The organism is Achromobacter sp. RW408 (assembly GCF_003184165.1).
Lineage (GTDB): Bacteria > Pseudomonadota > Gammaproteobacteria > Burkholderiales > Burkholderiaceae_B > Achromobacter > Achromobacter xylosoxidans.
Map to the genome: position 1 here is coordinate 1,253,819 of NZ_QHHO01000049.1, position 16,763 is coordinate 1,270,581.

At 66.2% G+C, this 16,763-nt stretch carries 15 protein-coding genes and 1 tRNA gene; 8 read left to right on the top strand and 8 right to left on the bottom strand.

Annotated features, from left to right (window positions below; translation table 11 throughout):
• The first annotated feature begins 206 nt into the window (after positions 1-206).
• Both DK459_RS25275 and DK459_RS30540 read left to right on the top strand, forming a co-directional pair.
• The gene (locus DK459_RS25275) at positions 207-914 is read left to right on the top strand and encodes a metallophosphoesterase (protein ID WP_081004684.1); all 708 of its coding nucleotides are present in this window, start codon (positions 207-209) and stop codon (positions 912-914) included.
• A gap of 296 nt (positions 915-1,210) precedes the next feature.
• Positions 1,211-1,858: a hypothetical protein gene (locus tag DK459_RS30540; protein ID WP_131727222.1), complete on the top strand. Its 648-nt coding sequence runs from the start codon at positions 1,211-1,213 to the stop codon at positions 1,856-1,858.
• A 290-nt stretch (positions 1,859-2,148) separates the two neighbouring features.
• Here DK459_RS30540 and DK459_RS25285 read toward each other — a convergent pair.
• From DK459_RS25285 to DK459_RS25300, 4 genes are all read right to left on the bottom strand, one after another.
• Positions 2,149-2,224 (bottom strand) — tRNA-Ala (locus DK459_RS25285).
• 70 nt (positions 2,225-2,294) lie between these two features.
• A complete protein-coding gene (gene xth / locus DK459_RS25290; protein ID WP_110135137.1) occupies positions 2,295-3,077 on the bottom strand; it encodes an exodeoxyribonuclease III in 783 nt (260 codons plus the stop codon).
• A 164-nt stretch (positions 3,078-3,241) separates the two neighbouring features.
• On the bottom strand, positions 3,242-4,018 hold the full coding sequence (locus tag DK459_RS25295; protein WP_110135138.1) for a 3-oxoacyl-ACP reductase: 777 nt from the start codon (positions 4,016-4,018) through the stop codon (positions 3,242-3,244).
• A gap of 106 nt (positions 4,019-4,124) precedes the next feature.
• Positions 4,125-4,928: a FadR/GntR family transcriptional regulator gene (locus tag DK459_RS25300; protein ID WP_020927258.1), complete on the bottom strand. Its 804-nt coding sequence runs from the start codon at positions 4,926-4,928 to the stop codon at positions 4,125-4,127.
• A gap of 329 nt (positions 4,929-5,257) precedes the next feature.
• Here DK459_RS25300 and DK459_RS25305 point away from each other — a divergent pair, with 329 nt between their 5' ends.
• Together DK459_RS25305 and DK459_RS25310 are read left to right on the top strand one after the other, a co-directional pair.
• Positions 5,258-6,691 carry an aldehyde dehydrogenase family protein gene (locus tag DK459_RS25305; protein ID WP_006386399.1) on the top strand — a complete coding sequence of 478 codons (1,434 nt, stop codon included), beginning with the start codon at positions 5,258-5,260 and terminating at the stop codon, positions 6,689-6,691.
• A 110-nt stretch (positions 6,692-6,801) separates the two neighbouring features.
• Positions 6,802-7,506 carry a riboflavin synthase subunit alpha gene (locus tag DK459_RS25310; RefSeq protein WP_110135139.1) on the top strand — a complete coding sequence of 235 codons (705 nt, stop codon included), beginning with the start codon at positions 6,802-6,804 and terminating at the stop codon, positions 7,504-7,506.
• A gap of 52 nt (positions 7,507-7,558) precedes the next feature.
• Here DK459_RS25310 and DK459_RS25315 read toward each other — a convergent pair whose 3' ends face one another.
• Positions 7,559-9,052 carry a M81 family metallopeptidase gene (locus DK459_RS25315; RefSeq protein ID WP_053498657.1) on the bottom strand — a complete coding sequence of 498 codons (1,494 nt, stop codon included), beginning with the start codon at positions 9,050-9,052 and terminating at the stop codon, positions 7,559-7,561.
• A gap of 18 nt (positions 9,053-9,070) precedes the next feature.
• Positions 9,071-10,372: an MFS transporter gene (locus DK459_RS25320; RefSeq protein WP_054472504.1), complete on the bottom strand. Its 1,302-nt coding sequence runs from the start codon at positions 10,370-10,372 to the stop codon at positions 9,071-9,073.
• 218 nt (positions 10,373-10,590) lie between these two features.
• Between DK459_RS25320 and DK459_RS25325 the strand changes: the two genes are divergently transcribed.
• On the top strand, positions 10,591-11,505 hold the full coding sequence (locus DK459_RS25325) for a LysR family transcriptional regulator (RefSeq protein ID WP_047992815.1): 915 nt from the start codon (positions 10,591-10,593) through the stop codon (positions 11,503-11,505).
• Between the two features lie 227 nt (positions 11,506-11,732).
• The gene (gene speG, locus DK459_RS25330; protein ID WP_006386394.1) at positions 11,733-12,317 is read left to right on the top strand and encodes a spermidine N1-acetyltransferase; all 585 of its coding nucleotides are present in this window, start codon (positions 11,733-11,735) and stop codon (positions 12,315-12,317) included.
• Between the two features lie 154 nt (positions 12,318-12,471).
• On the opposite strand, the gene DK459_RS25335 is transcribed toward speG, so the two are convergent.
• Positions 12,472-14,907, bottom strand: a complete 2,436-nt coding sequence (locus DK459_RS25335) for a cation-translocating P-type ATPase (RefSeq protein ID WP_230846642.1) — start codon at positions 14,905-14,907, stop codon at positions 12,472-12,474.
• Between the two features lie 97 nt (positions 14,908-15,004).
• Between DK459_RS25335 and cadR the strand changes: the two genes are divergently transcribed.
• A complete protein-coding gene (cadR, locus tag DK459_RS25340; protein ID WP_024068584.1) occupies positions 15,005-15,439 on the top strand; it encodes a Cd(II)/Pb(II)-responsive transcriptional regulator in 435 nt (144 codons plus the stop codon).
• Positions 15,440-15,564: 125 nt separating this feature from the next.
• Positions 15,565-16,158, top strand: coding sequence for a nitroreductase (locus DK459_RS25345; protein ID WP_006386391.1), 594 nt, complete (start codon positions 15,565-15,567; stop codon positions 16,156-16,158).
• 123 nt (positions 16,159-16,281) lie between these two features.
• On the opposite strand, the gene DK459_RS25350 is transcribed toward DK459_RS25345, so the two are convergent.
• Positions 16,282-16,608: a hypothetical protein gene (locus DK459_RS25350; protein WP_024068585.1), complete on the bottom strand. Its 327-nt coding sequence runs from the start codon at positions 16,606-16,608 to the stop codon at positions 16,282-16,284.
• Positions 16,609-16,763 lie beyond the last annotated feature (155 nt).

The following is a 16,763-nucleotide window of genomic DNA, read 5'->3' on the forward strand; positions in this document are numbered from 1 at the left end:
TGCTCTAGACAGCAGGGCGAAAAATTCGCCTGTCCGGAAAGCGCCAGGACGCACACCATCCTGGTCTCCCACTCATTCTGGATCACATTCGAGGCTGACAACCTCGAAGATATCGAGCCGAAGCTCAATGTCCCGGATCATAAGTCACTCTACCGTTAATAGCCAAGTATCATGAGGGTCGCGCAGAATGAGCAGCAGGACACTACATGGAATCAGGCACGAGGCCCGGTAATGCACGGGTCCAGCGTTTTCATTTGAATGCGACGGGTCGCGACTTTGCGGTGGGTGATATCCATGGCCATTTCGGTCGGCTCGATGCCGCACTGGCCGCCGCCAAGTTTTCACCCGACCATGATCGATTGTTCGCCGTCGGGGACCTTGTTGATCGCGGGCCAGAGTCCGCCGATGTATTAGCGTGGTTGGAGCGCCCGTGGTTTCATGCCATTTGTGGGAATCACGATCTCATGACTTGGCGGCGGGCGATGAACAACCCGGTTCCCCAGGTCGATCATCGCCTCCATGGTGGTGAGTGGTTGGATGCATGCGATAGCGATACCCAAGCACGTATCGGTGCGTGCTTGAACGCCTTGCCGTTGGCAATTGAGGTCGAAACGCCGGGCGGTGTTGTCGGTCTGGTACATGCCGACTTTCCTTATGACGACTGGCAAGCTATCCACGGCGCTACCTTCAGTCCAGAGGACGAGGATGCATGCCTGTGGTCCATAGACCGATATCGACTGCAATATGCCCAGCCTGTTCGCAATGTTCGGGCGGTTGTCCATGGCCATATGACGCTGCGCAAACCAGCACAGCTCGGCAATGTCTACTACATCGATACTGGTGGATGGCAAGATGGTGGAAGGTTCACGTTGCTGGATCTACATACCCTCAAACCTTGGCTGCGTCGTTCCTGAGTGTGTTCAGAACACGCTAATCAGAATTTGGAGTTGCAGTAGTGATCTCATGTGCAATTATTGAACAGTCAGACTTGACGACAAATAAAAGGTATTTGGCTAGTAAGGCAGTCCCACCTAATTGGATTGTGTACCAAGCCACGTATGCTAATAGTGATGAATTCCGTCGTGTTCTATCGTGCGCAATTGAGAATTTGCACCGTCTCGACGATCAGGACCCGAAAATACTAATCATTAGCGGCCACGGCATACCTCGAACGGGTACCGATATTGAGTCAGGTGACGGCGCTCAAATCATGTTCTGGGACTACAAAGACTACTTTCGTGTTTTGCCTCCTAATCTTGTTATTTATCTCAGTGCTTGTTTTGGGATGTACCCATCTTCCTCGGTTCTCCAATCAGATGACTGGAACCGCCCCTATGTGTTGGGTCCTCTGGTAGACATAAAATTCGAGCATGCAAATGAATTTCAGCAAGAACTCCTAAAAATTGTAGAGGCTAGCACCGGAGCCCAGCTGAATGAAGGACTGCGAAGTTTGGTCCAGCGTTTTAATGACAAGAAGAGCGTGAGAGATATGCAGTACGGCGGCCGAGAATGGTTGTTCGGTATGTTTGATGAGGATGGGAATTTTTTCCCTTCTGAGTTCCAGGGAGCGCAGTTGGCCGCGCCGGTGGAAGGTAAGCAGTTCGTTGTCGTCCGGGAGCTTATCCAACGCGAGGCCGGAGCTACTCCTGTTGCGTGCATTGTGGAGAATGATCTTGGTGACCTTCAACATGCATCTCTTACAGAACTGGCAGGCTTAGTAGGACGCCTCGAAGATTTGGTGGGAACGCGGTTTGAAGTTGTCTACCAGAAAATTTCGTCGGATCAGTTTGTGGATGAGAGCAGACGTATGGACTACATCAACATTGTCAGGGCCAAGAAGCGAGACCTGAACCGTTGACTCTCGAATCGTATTGAAGTTTCGGCAGGCGGGGCAGCTACATAGTCTGATGTCCCAAAGGCTAACTTCGTGTGCTGAGCCGGGTAAGGCTTGTCCCAAATCTGTCCCACTCGCGAGCCAATTTTTTCCGTACTTGGGTGCATACGCTGATTTCCCATTAGCTACCGAAAATCACCGGGCGGACTTGTGCCGCGGCGGCGGCATTAGCCGCGAAGCCAATAAATCAAGCCTGTAGAAACAAAAAAGCCTTGGAACACATTGTGTTTCCAAGGCTTTTTCATCTGGAATTTTGGTGGAGCGGAGGAGGATCGAACTCCCGACCTTCGCATTGCGAACGCGACGCTCTCCCAGCTGAGCTACCGCCCCAAATCAAGCAAGAGCGCAACTATACAGGAATTTCCGCGCGCCGTGCAAGCCGGTGCGCAAGATTTTTGGCTCAATCGAACGTCAGCGTGGCCACCACCGGCGCGTGGTCGGAAGGCTGCTCGTTGCGGCGCGGTTCCTTGTCGATGACGCAGGCGGTGCAGCGCTTGACCAGCGGCGGCGACAGCAGGATGTGGTCGATGCGCAGGCCGGCATTGCGGCGGAACGCGAACTGCCGGTAATCCCACCACGAAAACGACTTCTCGGGCTGCACGAACAGGCGGAACGAGTCGGCCAGGCCCAGATCGATCAGGTCGCGCAGCGCCTGGCGCTCGGGCTCGGAGACCAACACCTGGCCTTCCCATTTCTCGGGGTTGTGCACGTCCTCGTCGGCCGGGGCGACGTTGTAGTCGCCCAGCACCGCCAGGCGGGGGTACTGCTTGATCTCGTCGGCCAGCCAGGCGCGCATGGCGGCAAACCATTCGAGCTTGTAGGCGTACTTGTCCGAGCCGACCGATTGGCCATTGGGGCAATAGGCGCAGACCACGCGCACGTCGCCGTCCGCGCTGGGGAAGGTCAGCGCCAGCACGCGCTGCTGCGGGTCTTCGTAGGTGGGCAGGTTGCGCACCATGGACGTGCCCGGCACGCGCGACACGATGGCAACGCCGTTGTAGGTCTTCTGGCCGGCCCAGACCGCGTGGTAGCCGGCCTCCTTGAAGGCGGCCTCGGGGAACTTGTCGTCGGTCAGCTTCAGTTCCTGGATGCAGAGCACGTCGACGGGATTGGCGGCCAGCCAGTCCAGCACCTGGGGCAGGCGCACGTTGAGGGAGTTGACGTTCCAGGTGGCGAGTTTCATGTTGCGTGTCTGCCCGAATATTGTTGTGGCTGGCCGTGCCGGACGCATGGCGTCGCGCTGGCGGACGGCGCGTGGCGGCGTCCCATCGAAATCCGATCCGGGAAAGCGCCGTTATCTGGGCCAGATGATACCGTGCCCGGCGCGCGCGCCGCGCGGCTCCGGCATCACCCCTTCACCAATCCGCCATCCACTATCAAATTCTGCCCCGTCACCGCGCGCGACCACGGGCTGGCGAAGAACAGCACCGCGTCGGCGAACTGTTCCGGCGTGGTCACTTCGCGCAGCGGCGTGCCGGCGGCGATCAGGTCGAACACCTCGTCGGGCGTGGCGGCCGAGGCGTCGGTGGTGCGCAGCAGGCCGCCGGACACCATGTTGACGGTGATGCCGTCGGCGCCCAGTTCGTGCGACAGCGTGCGCGTGAAGGCCAGCAGGGCAGCCTTGGCGGCGGTGTAGTCGTGGTACGGCACCACCGGATTCTGGACCAGGTTGGTGCCGACGTTGATGATGCGGCCGCCGCCGGCCGCGCGCATCGACGGCAGCGCGGCCTGGGTGGTGTTGAGGGCGGCGCGCACGCTGCCTTCGAACTGCGAGTTCATGCGGGCCCAGTCGAGCGTGTCGGCATGCGGGCGGGCGTCGCCGTCGAAGCGGAAGGCGGGCAGGGCGTTGTTGACTACCGTGCCGACCGGCAGGCCGAAGTGCTCGCTGGCGCGCGCCACCATGGCGGCCACCGCGTCGGCGTCGCGCACGTCGGCCCGCGCGGCCAGGGCGCGGTCCGGGGCGGTGGCCGCCAGTTCGCGCGCCGCGGCTTCGCTGTTCAGGTAGTTGACGACGACCCGCGCGCCTTCGCGCAGGAAGGCGCGCGCGATGGCCGCGCCCAGGCCGCGGCTGGCGCCGGTGACGATGACGAGTTGCTGGTCCAGGGGGAGGGCGGTGCTGGGCATGGCGGTGATCAGGCAGGAAAACGGGCGATGAATCGGATGGACAGGGTGAAGCGGAAAGGGCCGGCGCCGGGCGGCTATCCCGGCGCGACGTCGCAAGAAGGGTGGTTCACTGTTCCGAGCCGCTGTTGAGCATGCGGCTGCGGGCCTTCTCGATGTGGGCGCGCATGATGTTGCGGGCGCCCTCGGCGTCCTGTTCGCGGATCAGCCGATAGATCTGGCGGTGCTCGTCGATGGCGGCGCGGGTGCGCTTCCAGGGTTCGCTGTGCACCAGGTGGCGCATCACGTTGACGGCATGGCTGACGTCGTACTCCAGCGATTTGAGCACCTGCACGAAACGCTGGTTGCCGGTGGCCGCCGCGATGGCGCGGTGAAAACCGTAGTCGTGGTGGTGGGCGATGGCGCCGGCCGCATCGGCGGCCTCGTAGCCAGCCAGCATGCGGTCCATTTCGGCCAGGTCGTCGTCGGTGCGGCGCAGGGCGGCCAGATAGGCGCATTCCGGTTCGATCACCATGCGCAGTTCCAGGCCTTCCAGGATGTGGCCGACGCGGCGCGCCGGGTCGACCGCGGGCATGCCGCCCATCAGGTCGGGCTTGGCCCGCACGTAGCTGCCCGAACCGCGCATCGACTCGACCAACTGGTCTTCGCGCAAGCGGTCCAGCGCCTGGCGCACCACCGGCCGCGATACTTCGAACAGCGCGGCCAGTTCCAGTTCGGTCGGCAGCTTGGCTCCGGGCGCGATCTTGCCGGTGGCGATGGCGTAGAACAGGCTTTCGTAGACCCGTTCGGCGAAGCGTTCGGCGCGCACGTAGCCCAGGCCCGAGGCCACTTCGGCCAGGACGTCCAACTCGGGCCGCGGCCGGCTGGCGGCGGTGAGCAGCTTGTCCAGTTGCGGATCGCGCACCTTGCTCATTGCCTTGCTCCCATGGCGCGAACGCCGGGTTTGTTAATGGTCATGACAAATCGGAAAACGGCTGCCGGCGTTGGAGTGCATGGCGGCATGGCTTGGAATCCTAGGGATAACCCGAGTCGGCATCAAAATATCCTGAAGCTTGGGATAAAAGCTGTCAATTCAATTGACAAGTTGCGAGGCGCTCCCTTACCTTGGACGAATCCCTATAACCACACCGCGCGCCATCGACGCCCGGGTGGCGCGATCCGGCTGCACCGGGCGCGCCAGGAGACCCCCGCATCCGCGCGTTCCGCAACCGGCCAACCGGCCGCTACTTTACTCCGCACACCGTGACTCAGAAGAACTTTATCGCCAATCAATGGGTGCCCGCCGCCAGCGGCGAAACCATCCCCGTGCTGAACCCGTCCGATGGCAAGGTGTTCGAGGCCATCGCGCGCTCGGGCGAGGCGGACGTGGATCGCGCCGTGGCGGCCGCGCGCCAGGCCTTCGAGGGCGAGTGGGGGCAGATGGCCCCGGCCGCCCGCAGCCGCCTGCTGATGCGCATCGCCTTCGCGCTGCTCGACCGCCAGGAAGAACTGGCGCAGCTGGAGTCCGCCGACACCGGCAAGCCGATCAAGCAGGCCCGCGCCGACGCCGCCGCCGTGGCGCGCTATTTCGAGTTCTATGCCGGCGCGGTCGACAAGCTGCACGGCGAGACCATTCCCTACACCCCGGGCTTCACCGTGCTGACCGTGCGCGAGGCGCATGGCGTGACCGGCCACATCGTGCCCTGGAACTACCCGCTGCAGATCTTCGGCCGTAGCGTCGGCGCGGCGCTGGCCGCGGGCAACGCCTGCGTGGTCAAGCCGGCCGAGGACGCCTGCCTGTCGCTGCTCAAGCTGGCCGAGATCGCCGCCGAGGTGGGCCTGCCCGCCGGCGCGCTGAACATCTGCACGGGCTATGGCCACGAGGCCGGCGCGGCGCTGTCGGCGCATCCCGGCATCGACCACATCTCGTTCACCGGCTCGCCGCAGACCGGCAAGATGGTGGCGCACGCCGCCGCCGAGAACCACGTGCCGGTGACGCTGGAGCTGGGCGGCAAGTCGCCGCAGATTGTGTTCGACGACGCCGACCTGGACGCCGCCATGCCGGTGCTGCTGGCCGCCATCATCCAGAACGCGGGCCAGACCTGCTCGGCCGGCAGCCGTGTGCTGATCCAGCGCGGCGTCTACGAGAAAGTGCTGGCGCGCCTGGGCGAGGCGTTCGCGGCCACCGTCACCGGCCCCGCCGCGCAGGACCTGGACGTCGGCCCCCTGATCAGCGCCCGCCAGCACGACCGCGTGCGCGGTTTCCTGGCCGAGGCCGAAGCCGAGGGCCTGAAGGTCGCGGCGCGCGGCCAGCTCAAGGACGGCGCGCCCGACAGCGGCTTCTACCAGCCGCCGGTGCTGTTCCGCGACGTGCCGCCCAAGAGCCGCCTGGCGCAGGAAGAAGTGTTCGGCCCGGTGCTGGCCGCCATGGTGTTCGACACCGAGGAAGAGGCGCTGGAGATCGCCAATGGCACGCTCTACGGCCTGGTGGCCGGCGTCTGGACCCGCGACGGCGGCCGCCAGCTGCGCCTGGCGCGCAAGCTGCGCGCCGGCCAGGTGTTCGTCAACAACTACGGCGCCGGCGGCGGCGTGGAACTGCCGTTCGGCGGTTCGCGCCAGTCGGGCTACGGCCGTGAAAAGGGCTTCGAGGCGCTGTATGGCTTCACCACCCTGAAGACCATCGCCATCCGCCACTGATCCGGCGGCGGCCGGGCGTGCCGCCCCGGCAGGGGCGGGCGCCCGGTGGCAAAATATCGGTTACCTTTGATGTTTTGCCAGGGGCGCCACGCCCCGTATCCAGGATCAGCATGTTCACCGGTATTGTCCAAGGCACCGCGAAGATCGCGAACATCGCGGACCGCGAGGGCCTGCGCACGTTTACGCTGGCGTTTCCCGACGGCTTCTGCAAGGATCTGGCGATTGGCGCCAGCGTCTCGACCGACGGCGTCTGCCTGACGGTCACCGAAATCCTCGACGCCAACCACGCCACCTTCGACGTCATGCTGCAAAGCCTGGCGATTACCACGCTGGGCAGCTACCAGGAAGGCGACCGCGCCAACGTCGAGCGCGCCGCCAGGGATGGCGCCGAGATCGGCGGCCATCCGCTGTCCGGCCACGTCGATTTCACCTCGGAAGTGGTGATGGTGAAGTCGTCGGACACCAATCGCCTGATGCGCTTCAGCATCCCCGAGGCGTTCCGCAAGTACGTGTTCGCCAAGGGCTACATCGCCATCAACGGCGCCAGCCTGACCGTGTCCGAGGTGAACCGCGCCGAGGGCTGGTTCGAAGTCTGGCTGATCCCCGAGACCCGCCGCATGACGGTGTTCGAGGACAAGCAGGTGGGCGACCACGTCAACATCGAGATCGAGCGCAGCACCCAGGTGGTGGTGGACACGGTGCGCGAGACCGTCCGGGAAAGCCTGGGCAAGCTGCAGCCGCTGCTGGAAGCCATCCTCAAGGAAAAAGGGCTGACGCTGGAAGATTTCGTCAGCCCGCAGGGCAAGCTCAAGTAGGACGCGGCCGTCCGCCTTCCATCCGCGTTCCGTTCAAGACCAGGCCGCGAATTCAAGCCGCGAATGCCGGCCCCAGCGGCTTGATGCGGATGCCCGGTTGCAGCCGGGTCCAGGGCAGGTCGGCGGGATCGGCCTGCATCGGGCCCGGGGCCTTGGCCACCAGCACCTCATGCGCGATCGGCTGGAAGTCGGCGCGGAAGTGCACCGAGCTTTTCACCACCAGGATCGCCATCTCCTCGGGCTGCACGCCGCCGACGCGGAACAGGTTGCGGTCCAGCATCTGCGACTTGGTGGCGCTGACCACCACGCGCACGCCGCCCAGGCGCAGCCCGGCCACCGCCTCCAGGTCCACGTCCATGCCGTTCATCATCGGGCCATCGAAGCGCAGCTTGCCCGGCGACAGCGTCTCGACCACGAATTCGCCCTCGAACGGCGCGTCGCCGGCCACGCCGGACTGGCCGCCCAGGCGCAGCTTCACCTTGCCGCCGATGCCGGCGGCGGTGGCCTGGCGCACGGCCTCGGGATCGTAGAACAGGCCCAGCGCGGCGTTCTGCGCGTCGGCCTCGACCAGCGCGCGCAGCATGCCGGTGGTGTTGGCGTCGCCGCCCGCGCCCGGGTTGTCCTGGGTGTCGGCGATGACCACGGGGCGCGAGGCGCCGGCCGCCAGCGCCTGGGCCCGCTTGACGGCGTCGGCCGGCGCCAGGAAGTCGGGCGACCATTGCGGTTCCAGTTCCAGCACGCGCTGGTAAAGCGCTTCGGTCACGCGTTCGACCGCGTCGGCGTCGGTGCCGTAGGCCCACACCACCGGGCCGCATTCGGGAAAGTCCGCCGCCGGAAAGCCCGGCGCGAACGAGATCGAGGCCACGCCCGGCGTCCGTTCCAGGCGTTCCAGTTCCTCGTACACGCCCTGCGACGGCTGCAGCATCGTGCACATGCCGTTGATGGGGATCAGGAACGGCAGGCGGCGTTCGGCGCGCACCCACTTGTCGCCGGCCGCGACGCGCGCGGCCAGCAGGCGCGCGGCGTGCTCGCCGGTCACCGCCATGTCCACGTGCGGGTAGGTGCGGAAGGCGGCCAGGCCGTCGGCCTCGCGCAGCATCCGCGCGGTGACGTTGGCGTGCAGGTCGAGGCTGCCGACCACCGGCACGCCGGGGCCGACCAGCGCGCGCACCCGCGCCAGCAGCTCGCCTTCGCCGTCGTCCAGGTGCTCGGCCACCATGGCGCCGTGCAGGTCCAGGTAGATGGCATCGAAGCCGCCGGCGCGCGTCGCGTCGACGATCTCGCCGGCGATGCGTTCGTAGGCGTCGCGGGTGACGTGGGCCGACGGGCTGGCGCCGGCCCAGATCACCGTGCGCACGGTGTGGCCCTGCGCCAGCGCGGCGTTGATGAAGCCGCCGGCGGGGATGTTGACCTCGCGCAGTGCCAGCATGTCCTCGCCGCGCACCATGGCGGGAAAGCCCTCGCCGCGCACGAAGTTCTCGTAGGCCGCCTTGGACGGCGCGAAGGTATTGGTCTCGTGCTGGAAGCCAGCCACCAGAATATGCATGATCGATTCCTTTGAGCGTCAGGCGCGCGCGGGCGCGGATTGGGCAGGACGGTTCACCAGCAGCAGCAGGGCGCCGGCCACCAGCAGGGCGGAGATCGCGTACAGGCCGCCGGCCAGGCTGCCGGTGGATTCCTTGACCCAGCCGATGATGGACGGGCTGAGAAAGCCGCCCAGCAAGCCGATGCTGTTGATCAGCGCGATGCCGCCCGCCGCGGCTTCCCCTTGCAGGTACTGCGACGGAATCGCCCAGAATACCGTGTAGGCGGCCCACATGAAGCCGGTGGCCAGCGTGATGGCCGTCAGGGATAGCGCGAATTGCGTCGGCGCCGCGGTGGCGATGCACAGCGCCACGCCAGCCAGCAGGGCGGGCACCAGCGTGTGCCAGCGGCGTTCGCGCAGGCGGTCGGAGCTGCGCGCGAACCACAGCATGAAGACCGCCGCCGCCACGTAGGGGATCGCCGAGTACAGGCCGATCTGCATGGTGTCCTGCACCCCGGCCAGCTTCAGCAGCGTCGGCAGCCAGAAGCTGACGGCATAGATGCCGCAGATCAGGCAGAAGTAGGTCAGCGCCATGCCGTAGATGGCCGGATCGCGCAGCACCTGGGCGAAGGCGTGCTTCTTGTGCGCGCCGCGGCTGTCCAGGTCGGCGGCCAGCAGCGCCTTTTCCTCGGCGCTGAGCCAGCGCGCCTCGGCCGGCTTGTCGTCCAGGTAGCGGAAGGCGATGACGCCCAGCAGCACGCAGGGCAGGCCTTCCAGCAGGAACATCCATTGCCAGCCGTCCAGGCCATGCGCGCCGGAGAAGGCCGTCATGATCCAGGCGGAGACCGGGCCGCCGACGATGCCGCCGATCGGGCCGGCCAGCATCACCACCGCCATGACGCCGGCCATGCGCGACTGCGAATACCAGTAGGTCAGGTAGAAGATCATGCCGGGGGCGAAGCCGGCCTCGAACACGCCCAGCATGAAGCGCAGGACGTAGAAGCTCCATTCGCCCTGCACGAACAGCATCGAGGCCGAGGTCAGGCCCCACAGCACCATGATGCGGCTGATGGTGCGGCGCGCGCCGATGCGCGTCAGCAGCAGGTTGCTGGGCACCTCGAACATCACGTAGCCGAGAAAGAAGATGCCGGCGCCCAGGCCGTAGACGGCGTCCGAGATGCCGATGTCCTGTTGCATCTGCAGCTTGGCGAAGCCGATGTTGATGCGGTCCAGGTAGGCGAACACATAACAGAGCAGCAGGAACGGCAGCAGCCGCCAGGTGATCTTGCGATAGAGCGGAGCCAGGCGCGGATCGGCGCCTGGCGTGGCCTGATGGGGCATTGCGTGTCTCCTCGCGGGCGGGTCTGCGCCCGCCGCGGTGGTTGGGATGGCGGCGGTTCCCGGGGCGGGTCCGCGCGGCGTCCATATTGCGAGTACGCAGTGTTCGAAACAATGACCTGGGTGATAAATTATCGTTGCCTTCAGGGCAACGGAAAAACGATGCCGCGGCCATGCTGCCCGGCGTCTGGGCGTCCATGACAAAACATACAGGGGGAGCGATGGCCGAAATCAGCCAGACGCGGCTGAAATACTTCAACGAGGTCGTGGCCTGTGGCTCGATCCGCGGCGCCGCCGACAAGCTCGGCACCGCGCCGTCGGTCATCAGCCGCCAGATCCAGTTGCTGGAAAAGGAACTGGGCGTGGCGCTGTTCGAACGGCGCGCGCGCGGCCTGACGCCGACCGAGGCCGCGGACATGCTGCTGGAATACCACCGCGCCTGCCGCGCGCAGCAGGAACACCTGAACACGCGCCTGCAGGAACTGCGCGGCATGCGGCGCGGCAACGTCCATCTGATGATCAGCGAAGGCTTCATCGACAGCCTGATGGAGCATGTGGTGGGGCCGTTCTGCATCGAACACCCGCGCATCAACGTCAGCGTCAACGTCGGCTCGGTCAACGAGGTGGTCGAGGCGGTGGCCACGGATGCCGCGCACATCGGCCTGGCCTACAACCCGCCGGTGGACCCGCGGCTGCGCTGCCGCGCCAGCCGCAAGCATCCGGTCTGCCTGCTGGCGGCGCGCGGCCATGCGCTGGCGCGTCATCGCGCCCCGCTCACCATTGCCGACATCCTGCCGTATCCGTTCGCGCTGATGTCCGCGCCTTACGGGTTGCGCCAGGCGGTCGACCTGCTGGAGTTCACCGAACGCATCCACCTGACGCCCAGCCTGACCACCAATTCACTGCGGGTGCTCAAGCAGTACGCCATCAGCGGCGCCGGGGTGACGCTGATGCCGAACCTGGGCGTGCACCACGAATTGGCCAGCGGCGAACTGGTGGCGCTGCCGATCGCGCATCCGATCCTGAGCGCGCCCGAATGCCAGATGCTGCTGCGCCTGGGGCGGCCGCTGTCATCGGCCGCCAACGAGGTGGTGCGCCGCATCGAACAGCGCCTGCCGGCGTTCGCGGCGCCGTGATGGCGCCGGCTGCGCCGGGAGCGCGGCAGCGTCGGCGCGGGCCGATGCGCGGGCGCATTTCGTTACCGGGGATGGGGCCTGGTTTTGAAAGGTTCAAGCATCCATGCGCTTTTTCAGGCATTTTTCTGCTGTAGGTCAATGAACAAGCCATCCTTGCCGTGAGAGTGCCATGTAAAGGGCGTTTCAGGGCAGCGTAAGCTACAATGGCGGCACTTTCGGAGGTTTCTATGTCGGTAATATCCGATATCAAAATACGCCCCCTGGAGCGCGGCGACCTGCACTTCGTGCACAAGATCAACAATAACGACGTCATCATGCGTTATTGGTTCGAAGAGCCCTACGAGGCCTACGACGAACTGGTCGCCCTCTATGACCGCCACTTGCACGACCAGAACGAGCGGCGCTTCATCATCGAGCACGACACCGGCCAGCCGGCCGGCCTGGTGGAACTGGTGGAAATCGACTACATCCACCGCCGCGCCGAATTCCAGATCATCATCGCGCCCAGCTACCAGGGCCGCGGCTACGCCAAGGCCGCCACCCGCATCGCGGTGGGCTACGCCTTCCGCGTGCTGAACCTGCACAAGGTCTACCTGGTGGTGGACAAGGACAACAGCGCCGCCGTGCACATCTACGAGCGCTGCGGCTTCCAGATCGAAGGGCTGCTCAAGGAAGAGTTCTTTTCCAACGGCGCCTACCGCGACGCCTACCGCATGGCGCTGCTGCAGCACGATCACCTGCGCGAAGTCGGACCGGGCGCGCCGGACGCGCCGGTGCTGCGCGACTGGCCGCAGGAAGAACAGACCGGTTGACGCGCGGCGCATTCGGCGTTGCATCCCCGCATGATCGAGGCGGCCGTGCCCGCCTTCCCGGGCAGCGCGCCTTGAACGATCGGACGCCGCGCCGATGTGGAAAAACGCCCCAGCAGGAGATTCCTGCCGGGGCGTTTCGCATCAGGGCGGCGCTTCAGTTCGCCGCCGGGGCGGCCCGCAGCAGCCGCAAGCCGTTGGCCACCACCAGCAGGCTGGCGCCGACGTCGGCGAACACCGCCATCCATAGCGTGGCGTTGCCGGTCATCGCCAGCGCCAGGAACACCACCTTGATGCCCAGCGCCAGCGCGATGTTCTGCACCAGCACGCGGTGGGTGGCGCGCGACAGGCGCAGGAAGGTGCCGATCTTGCGCAGGTCGTCGTCCATCAGCGCCACGTCGGCCGTCTCGATGGCGGTGCCGGTGCCGGCCGCGCCCATGGCGAAGCCGATATCGGCGCGGGCCAGGGCCGGGGCGTCGTTGATGCCGTCGCCGACCATGCCGACCTTGCCGGCGGGCGCCAGCTTGCTTTCGATGGCGGCCAGCTTGTCCTCCGGCAGCTGGTCGCCGCGCGCTTCGTCGATGCCGACCTGGCGCGCGATGGCTTGCGCCGTGGGCGTGTTGTCGCCCGTCAGCATCAGGGTGCGCACGCCCAGCGCGTGCAGGTCGGCGATGGCGGCCGCGCTGGTGGGCTTGACCGTGTCGGCCACCGCCGCCAGCGCCAGCACGCGCTGGCCATCGCTGAGCGCGATAGCGCTCTTGCCCTGCTGTTCCAGTTCGTCGAAGCGGGCTTCCAGCTTTTCGTCCGACACGCCCAGCTCGCGCATCAGGCGGCGGTTGCCCAACTGGAACAGCACGCCGTCCACCTTGCCGCTGACGCCGCGGCCGGGCAGGGCGGTGAAGTCGTCCACTTCCAGCAGGGCCTGGCCGGCGTCGCGCGCGGCGTTGGCCACGGCCAGCGACACCGGGTGGTCGGAGCGGGCCGCCAGGCTGGCGGCGACCTGCGCCGCGGGCTGGCGCGCCAGGTCGGAGACGTCCCAGTCCTGCAGGTCGGTCTGCACCGGCTTGCCGTGGGTCAGCGTGCCGGTCTTGTCCAGCGCCAGCCACTTCAGGTTGCGGCCTTCCTCCAGGTACACGCCGCCCTTGACCAGGATGCCGCGGCGCGAGGCCGCCGTCAGGCCGCTGACGATGCTGACCGGCGTGGAGATCACCAGGGCGCAGGGGCAGGCGATGATCAGCAGCGCCAGCGCGCGGTAGATCGCGTCGAACCAGGGTTGGTCCCACAGCAGCGGCGGCACGACGGCCACCAGCAGCGCCACGCCGACCACGGCGGGTGTGTAGATGCGCGAGAAACGGTCGATGAAGCGCTGGGTCGGCGCGCGCGCGCCCTGGGCCTGTTCGACCGCGTGGATGATGCGCGCCAGCGTGGTGTTGCCGGCGGCGGCGGTGACGCGGTAGTCGAACGAGCCGGCCGTGTTGACGGTGGCCGCGTAGACCTGGTCGCCCTCGGCCTTTTCCACCGGCAGGCTTTCGCCGGTGATGGGGGACTGGTCCACCGCCGAACGGCCGCTGACGATGATGCCGTCGGCGGCGATGCGTTCGCCCGGTCGCACCCGCACCACATCGTCGATCTGCAATTGTGCCGCCGGCACCTGTTTCCAGGCGCCGTTGGCCTGGCGCACGGTGGCGGTTTCGGGTGCCAGGTCGAGCAGGCCGCGGATGGCGTTGCGGGCGCGGTCCAGCGAACGGGCCTCGATCAGTTCGGCCACATTGAACAGGAACATCACCATGGCCGCTTCCGGCCACTGGCCGATCAGCACCGCGCCGGTGACGGCGATGCTCATCAGCGCGTTGATGTTCAGGTTGCCGTTGCGCACGGCGATCCAGCCCTTGCGGTAGGTGCTGATGCCGCAGGCCAGGATGGCGGCCACCGCCAGCGCGGCGGTGACGCCCCAGTGCATGCCGGCGAAGTGCGACGCTTCGGACAGCGCGGCGAGCACGCCGGCGGCGCCGATGGCCCACCAGTTCACGGGCGCGGCGGCCGGGGCCGGCGTGCGCGGCGCGTCGTCGGCCAAAGGCTCGGGTGTCATGCCCAGCGACTTGATGGCCGCCGTGATGCGGTCCAGCGCGCCTTCGGCGTGCACCACGGTCAGGATGCGTTGCATCAGGTTGAAGTCCAGCGCGTGCACGCCGGCGACGCCGTCGAGCTTTTTGCGGATCAGCGTTTCCTCGGTGGGGCAGTCCATCTGGCCGATGCGCAGGCGCGCCAGCAACTGGCCCGGGCCGGCCTGCAGCGCGGCCGCGCCGCCCGACATGCGGATGGCGCCGGCGTCGTGGCTGCAGCAGGCCGTGGCGGCGTGGCCATGCCCATGGTCGTGCGCGTGGCCGTGGCCGTGGTCGTGGTCGTGGTCTTGACCATGGTCGTGATCGTGGCGGTGGTCGTGACCTTGATCATGGTCGTGATCGTGGCCCTGGGCCTGGCCATGGTCGTGGCCGCAGCCCGGGCCGGCGCGCTTGGCGGCGGGCGCGTGTCCACCGCAGCAGGCGCCGGCGGTGGCGGGGTGTCCGGGGTGTCGGGTCGATGCTGAAGACATTCTCGTTGCCTTTTCGTAAGCCATTGACCGCATTGCACACCTTGGAGTTACTATAGGGTCAACCCCCTAAATCCATCGGATGCGTCCGGGAGGCACGATGCGTATCGGCGAATTGGCCACGGCGGCCGGCACCACGGTCGAAACCGTCAGGTATTACGAGAAGGAAGGGCTGCTGCCCGCCCCGGAACGGGGACTGAACAACTACCGCAGCTACGGCCAGCCCCACCTGGAGCGCCTGCGGCTGATCCGCAACTGCCGCGCGCTGGACATGACCCAGGACGAGATCCGCGCGATCCTGTCGCTGGCCGACAATCACCAGGCAGGATGCGGCCCCATCAATGAACTGTTCGACGAACACATTTCCCACGTGGACGAGCGCATCGCCGAGCTGACCCAGTTGAAGACGCAATTGACCGATCTGCGCCAGCGCTGCCTGTCGGCGCGGCCCGATACGGAAGACTGCGGCATCCTGCATGGCCTGTCGGAAATGCAGGTCGAGGAACGCCAGGAGCGCCATACCCACCTGGGTTGAACGTCCTAGTCGCCATGCGCCGGGCAGGGGGATAGCCGTCCCCGGCGCGGCCATGGCGTAATATGAGAACCCTTCTCTTTCCCATTTGGGAAACCGCCAGAATTCCGTAACTTGTGCCTGACTCCATGACCCAGACCGCCACCGCCACGCCCCTGCACGCCATCACCTCGCGCCGTTCCGTCAAGTTCCTGCGGGCGCCGGCGCCCAAGCCCGACGAACTCGAACAGATCCTGCAGGCCGCCATGTCGGCCCCCGACCACGGCGCGCTGCGTCCCTGGCGTTTCGTGGTGATCAAAGGCGAGGCCATCGGCAAGCTGGCCGACGTGGCGCTGGAAGCCGTCAAGCGCAGCGGCGACCCGCGCATGACGCCGGAAAAGGAAAAGTCGGTGCGCGAGTGGATGGCCGGCGTGCCGCTGTTCGTCGCCGTGGCGCAGAAGATCGCCCACGACAACACCAAGATCCCCGAGGCCGAGCAACTGCTGGCCACTGGCTGCGCCACCATGAACATCCTGAATGCCGCCCACATGCTGGGCTATGGCGCGTTCTGGAGCACCGGCATCGGCACCTACGTCGAAGACGTGCAGGCGGCGCTGGGCCTGGATTCGCTCGACTACCGCTTCCTCGGCTTCCTGGCGATCGGCACCCCGGCGTGCGCGGTGCCGCCGGCCAACCGCCCGGACTACCGCGAGTTCGTCACCGAGTGGACCGGTCCGGCCTGAGGCGCGTCGCGCTTCGAAAAAAGAACCGGGCCCTCAATGAACTGACCCCCGAAGGTTGGATCAAGTCCAACACTCGGGGGTCAGTTCACGCTGGCCGGTTTTTTGCTTTGCGGGTGCCGTTGCCTACCGTTGCGACGCGATGGGCCGGAAGGCCGCGCGCACCAGTTTCTCCAGGCCCCAGCCCACGAAATAGAAGAGGGCCAGCGTGGGCAGCCCGATCAGCAGGTAGCCGCCGGTCCACGACAGGTCGCCCAGCAGCCGGTCCAGGTTCAGGTCGTGCAGCAGCGCAAGCTGCAAGGCCAAGGGCAGTTGCAGCAGAATGAAGCGGCCCTTGTCGTCGCCGTCGGCCGACAGCGCGCCGGCGATGCAAAGGATGACGACGGCGAGGTAAAGCGCGGCAAACACGATGCCGGTCCAGCTGAACCATTTCGAGGCGGTCAATCGAGGCACGTCGGTTTCCTGGGAAATCGGAAGGTGCAAGTATAGAGGTCGCCCTGGCGCAGGCCGTCGACCCCGGCCGGCGTTGCTCGCCGTCCGGCTTCACGGAGCAGGCTTGCGCGGCCATCAATAAATGACAATAATTCTTATTGTTGATTAGCCCGCCC

Excerpts from the sequence above, each read along its gene's own strand:
- DK459_RS25275 (WP_081004684.1), top strand. The coding sequence starts at position 207 with ATGGAATCAGGCACGAGGCCCGGTAATGCACGGGTCCAGCGTTTTCAT.
- DK459_RS30540 (WP_131727222.1), top strand. The coding sequence starts at position 1,211 with ATGTTCTGGGACTACAAAGACTACTTTCGTGTTTTGCCTCCTAATCTT.
- xth (WP_110135137.1), bottom strand. The coding sequence starts at position 3,077 with ATGAAACTCGCCACCTGGAACGTCAACTCCCTCAACGTGCGCCTGCCC.
- DK459_RS25295 (WP_110135138.1), bottom strand. The coding sequence starts at position 4,018 with ATGCCCAGCACCGCCCTCCCCCTGGACCAGCAACTCGTCATCGTCACC.
- DK459_RS25300 (WP_020927258.1), bottom strand. The coding sequence starts at position 4,928 with ATGAGCAAGGTGCGCGATCCGCAACTGGACAAGCTGCTCACCGCCGCC.
- DK459_RS25310 (WP_110135139.1), top strand. The coding sequence starts at position 6,802 with ATGTTCACCGGTATTGTCCAAGGCACCGCGAAGATCGCGAACATCGCG.
- DK459_RS25315 (WP_053498657.1), bottom strand. The coding sequence starts at position 9,052 with ATGCATATTCTGGTGGCTGGCTTCCAGCACGAGACCAATACCTTCGCG.
- DK459_RS25320 (WP_054472504.1), bottom strand. The coding sequence starts at position 10,372 with ATGCCCCATCAGGCCACGCCAGGCGCCGATCCGCGCCTGGCTCCGCTC.
- DK459_RS25325 (WP_047992815.1), top strand. The coding sequence starts at position 10,591 with ATGGCCGAAATCAGCCAGACGCGGCTGAAATACTTCAACGAGGTCGTG.
- speG (WP_006386394.1), top strand. The coding sequence starts at position 11,733 with ATGTCGGTAATATCCGATATCAAAATACGCCCCCTGGAGCGCGGCGAC.
- DK459_RS25335 (WP_230846642.1), bottom strand. The coding sequence starts at position 14,907 with ATGTCTTCAGCATCGACCCGACACCCCGGACACCCCGCCACCGCCGGC.
- cadR (WP_024068584.1), top strand. The coding sequence starts at position 15,005 with ATGCGTATCGGCGAATTGGCCACGGCGGCCGGCACCACGGTCGAAACC.
- DK459_RS25345 (WP_006386391.1), top strand. The coding sequence starts at position 15,565 with ATGACCCAGACCGCCACCGCCACGCCCCTGCACGCCATCACCTCGCGC.